The 4404-nt window shown below is 63.6% G+C and carries 4 protein-coding genes; 2 read left to right on the top strand and 2 right to left on the bottom strand.

Going from position 1 to position 4404, the window contains the following annotated elements; all coding sequences use genetic code 11:
- Nucleotides 1-1099, bottom strand: a 1099-nt coding sequence (locus tag MHA02_RS21220) for a FecR domain-containing protein (RefSeq protein ID WP_147082499.1), incomplete at its 3' end; no start/stop codon positions are given.
- Nucleotides 1100-1510: 411 nt separating this feature from the next.
- Between MHA02_RS21220 and MHA02_RS21215 the strand changes: the two genes are divergently transcribed.
- Both MHA02_RS21215 and MHA02_RS21210 read left to right on the top strand, forming a co-directional pair.
- Nucleotides 1511-3004, top strand: a complete 1494-nt coding sequence (locus tag MHA02_RS21215; RefSeq protein WP_170249411.1) for a ShlB/FhaC/HecB family hemolysin secretion/activation protein — start codon at nt 1511-1513, stop codon at nt 3002-3004.
- 434 nt (nt 3005-3438) lie between these two features.
- A complete protein-coding gene (locus MHA02_RS21210; RefSeq protein WP_147082495.1) occupies nt 3439-3663 on the top strand; it encodes a DUF6894 family protein in 225 nt (74 codons plus the stop codon).
- Nucleotides 3664-4285: 622 nt separating this feature from the next.
- Here the strand turns inward: MHA02_RS21210 and MHA02_RS21205 are convergent.
- The coding region (locus MHA02_RS21205) for an integrase core domain-containing protein (protein ID WP_147082493.1) at nt 4286-4404 on the bottom strand (119 nt) is incomplete at its 5' end.

The following is a 4404-nucleotide window of genomic DNA, read 5'->3' as shown; positions in this document are numbered from 1 at the left end:
CACTGCCGCCGTTGCCGTTTCCGTTGTTGGCATTCCCGTTGCCGGGACCGGTCGTCCGGCCGCCGCCTGCGACCGCGGTACCCCCGTCGGCGGCGGTGGTCGTAAGCGTGCTGCCGCTCGAATCCATGGAGACGCGCGAGACACCGATGACGCCGAGGATGGCTTCGGCAGCCCCCACCGGGTTTCCGTTGTTGGTGGCTCTGTTTTTTCCGACATTGGTACCGGGATTGAGATCACCGGTACTCCAGACGGTCGGCCGGCCAGTTCCAGCATTCCCCTGCCGCTCGCTTCGCGCGACGCCGTTCGTCGCCGTGTGCACATCGAGCGAAACCTCGCCGATCGGTGCCGCGATGCGCAGCACGCCATTCGCTCCGCCGACGAGCCCGCCCGTCTCGCCGGCCCCGGGCAGAGTCGGCGCCCGCAGCGGAATCGATCCCGGCATGGGGCCGAGGCCGCCCTTCGGAACGTCCAGGGGCGCGATGCGAGGGGCACGCGGAGCACCGTGTTCGATGGAACTCAGGGTCCCGCGCCCGGAGAGCTGAAGTCCAGGCTCTATGTTTGCGCCTGCGCGTGCACTTTGACCGGGGAGAACGAGGGCGGACTCACCCGTCTTGAAGTCGGCGACCTGGACGCGGCCGCGTTCGACCTCCACGCGAGCCCGTCCACTCTCCAGCGAGACGCGGAAACGCGTCCCCTTCACGACGGCGGCGAGATAGGGTGTTTCGACTTCGAAGTGCTGGACGTTTCGCTTCTCCACGTCGAGCAGGATCGTGCCGGCCCGCTGAACCAACGTCGACATGCCCGGCCTGCCTGCCGCCGGAAGCGTAATCGCCGAGTTCGGCGAAACGAGAATGCTTTCTGAGCCTCGGTTCAACAGAACTCGGCCACTTCGGCCTGTGCGGATCGAGTCGCCGGCGCGCAGCAGCGCGTTGTCCGAAACCGAAGCCGGCCGGACGGTGTCGCCGGCAATCCAGGCATCGCCGGAAACCTTGGCGATCCGCCACGGGCCGTCGTCGCTGACCGCAATTCCGGGCGCGATCAGGAGCCCCGCCACGACCGTGACAGACACCAGGGTGATCCGGCGAGTGAGCTGGAGCATGGCTCCGCTTCCTTATATCGGCTAGGGCGCCGCCGGGACCGGCAACGTCGATCTCCAGAACTAGAGGTAATTCGTTAACCACGCCTTTTTACCTTTGCCGAAACGTCATGCGTATGCAGTGTAAGACAGGCAAAGATAATGTTCCGGCCGAAACGAGGCAAAGGACGGGGCAGAACTATCTCGCTTTCTGCCGTCTTCTCGGCAACATCCTTTGCCGCCTGCGCAGTGTCGCCAGGGCTCGTTCTAGCTCAGGGTGTCGGACGACTAGTGCCGCCTGCGCAAGCCGTCGTGTCCTCGCCGAGCGTCGATCCACGAACGCCCATCAGCCGAAATCCGCGGGTTGCGTTCTCGCGGCAGGCCGCTGAGCAGGCTCCGTCGACCGCCGCCTCGCACGGCGCAATGGTGCGGCTCATGGCCGTCGAACTCGAAGGAGCCTCGGCGCTTCCCGAACGCGATCTCGCGCCAGCCTACGCAGCGTTCATCGGCCAGGACGTATCGGAGGACGATCTGACGGCCATCACGGCCCACCTTGGCAGGCTCTACCGTGAGGCCGGCTACCATCTCACCCGCGCGATCATCCCGTCACAGGATCTGGCGAATGGTCGGTTGCGGATCCGGGTGTTGGAAGGGGTGATCGAAGAGGTCGTGATCGGCGGAGACGATCGCGGTGCATATGGCTTGCCGAGCCTGTTCTCGCCGCTGACCGCAGAGAGGCCATCCCGACGCGCGACGCTGGAACGCCAGTTGCTCCTCGCTAATGACCGGCCCGGCGTCCGACTGACCGACACGACGCTGGACGAGATCGCGCCGGGAACCGGTCGGTTTCGCCTGAAGGTCACGGTGCAAACATGGGCTCTGTACGGAGCGGTCGGGCTCGACAATCTTGGATCGGGCGCAGTCGGACCCTGGCAAGGGTCGACCAGCGTGGCCTTGAATTCTCTGGTGCTGCCGGGCGACAGCCTGGTATTCTCCGGCTCCTCGACCCTGGGGTCCTGGCGCGAGCTTCGCTTCGGGAGCCTCGCCTACGATGTCCCCCTCGGATCGGATAGCTTCCGGGTCGGCGCCGCGGCCACCACGAGCGAGATCAGGCCCGGCGACGGGCGGCGCTGGCAGCGCACCGTATCCGAGGCCGAAACCTACGAACTTCGCGCCTGGTACGCACCGCTCGTCGGCCAAACCCAAACCTTGTGGCTCGGGGGGGCGTTGGGCGTCAGCAGCATCGCCGAGCGCAACGCCGTCGGACGGACCTACGACGATCGGCTGGGCCTCGCGAGCCTGTCCGCCGACTACCGGCTGCATATATCCGAAGACAGCTGGACGTACCTCTTCGCCACCTTCCGCCAAGGTCTCGGCCCGGTCGACCGCGAGGACGCCTTAGACACCCTGTCCAGGACGGGTGCGTCGACACGCTTCTCGCTCTTGAACGCATCGTTCGCGCACTACCAGAACTTGGCCGACGCCTGGTCGGTCAAGCTGTCCGCGGGAGGTCAGATCGCATCCGGGCCCCTCCTGATTTCCCAGCAATACTATCTCGGCGGTTATTCCTTCGGACGCGGATTCGAGGCAGGCTGGCTTGCCGGCGACAATGCCATCGCGGGGTCGGGCGAGCTTCGGTACGACATCCCCGTGCGTGCCAGCTACCTGAACGCCATCCAATTGTACGGCTTTCTCGAAGGCGGAGCGGCAGAGACGTATCTTCAGCCCAAAAACATCGTTCAGACGATCGCGTCCGTGGGCGCCGGAATGCGCCTTTTTGTGACCGATGACCTTCTGGCGGGCGTCGCGATTGCGAAGCCGATCACGGACACATCGATCTATCGCAAGTCTGACGGGCTTTCCTTGCTGTTTTCACTGACAAACGTCTTTCGACTATGCCCGAGTTCTTCGAAGTGGCAGTGCAATTAATCCCCCGATACAGATCTGCGCCATGACACACGCGACGCACCTCCGGAAGAGCGAGACCACGAAGCAAACATAGTTGTTGGTAGCTGCGGACGTCTCTGTAGTCCGCATCGGTTATCATCGCGCTTAGAAACGGACTGGCAGCAACCCATCGATAGTGTTGAAAGAGACGTCGTTGCTGCGGCGCCGGCTCGACGATGGATGGTCGTTTGTAAGCGTAGCAGTGGCGTTCAAGGGTCTTGTGCCCCTCAGTTGGCGGGGATCGGCAGCTTTAGTGGCGTAGAGCTTGGCCATCTTCCTCAGATTTTGCGCCGTGGCTGCAAAGTGGAACTCATCGCGGGCACCGTTGGGCCCGCGTAGTCGCAACTTGAACCCAATGTAGTTCGTCGGGCCCCGGACATATCATAGAGCGCAACTTTCGCACAGCGGCGTCTGGTATGCCGCTCTACCGCTTCGATCTCCAGCACGGGGCCGAGAAGCCTCAACGGATCAGCAATCTGGCACCGGATGACGCCAAAGCGCGGGCGACCGCGCTGGCGATGATGGCGTCGTTCGGCGGCGACACTGAGCGCATCGAAAATGAAGGCGCGATCGTGGTCCCGGTCAGGGATGAGTTCGGGCGACTGATCTCGACCATTAGGCTAGCCGGTTCGAATCTCTAGGCATTACCCGGTGACGCGCCCGCTGCTCGCGTCTGGGAGCCCCCGAGGCCCGACCATCGCGATAGACGGGATTATCGGATGGCCCTCGGTGCTGATCCTGCATGGAAGCTGAGATGTCGCGCGTGGCCAACTCGATGTGGCCGACTCGCCTTGGGCTAGAAAGCAGTTGCAGTGGCCGCGGTCTCAAGCGTTCTGGGCTGTCCTGGGCGTACGGTTGCAGCAGCTTTCGGGCTGCGGAAGATCGCGTACGCATAGACATGTTGCTGCGTCTCGCAGGGGTCCTTCGGTACGCTGTTGACTGCCCAAGCCATCACAACAGCGCCTGACAAAGTCAGGCCGGTAGCGAAAAGCAAACGATTGAATGGAAAGCCAATCACCGATGGTTCTCAATCGCGAGTAGGAGTGACCGGTGTCTTCGGCGCGGCTTTGAGGCTGAGACGTGGATTGTCACTGTCTGGCCGCCGTCCGGGGGCGTGGCACCATGATCTCGACGGTCTCGCCGGTAAGCGGGTTGAGGATGAGCATGATCGGCACCTTCGATGAGAGTACCTGGGGAACGCTCAAGCTCGGCTATGGAGCCGGCCTGACCTGACCGGTATTTTGGACCGAGCCGATTGAGAGGCTACTGCATGGTGGCGGCCATGGGTAGCCGGAAGGCCAGGTCCGGGAAGGTGACAGGTGCGGGCGGCCGGTAGCCCAAGGAGGAGTGCGGTCGAACGCGGTTGTAGGTATTCTGCCAAG

It is taken from the genome of Methylobacterium haplocladii, assembly GCF_007992175.1.
GTDB lineage: Bacteria > Pseudomonadota > Alphaproteobacteria > Rhizobiales > Beijerinckiaceae > Methylobacterium > Methylobacterium haplocladii.
This window is presented reverse-complemented; position numbering and strand designations above follow the sequence as displayed.

Coding starts and splice junctions, on each gene's coding strand:
- MHA02_RS21215 (WP_170249411.1), top strand. CDS start 1,511: ATGGCCGTCGAACTCGAAGGAGCCTCGGCGCTTCCCGAACGCGATCTC.
- MHA02_RS21210 (WP_147082495.1), top strand. CDS start 3,439: ATGCCGCTCTACCGCTTCGATCTCCAGCACGGGGCCGAGAAGCCTCAA.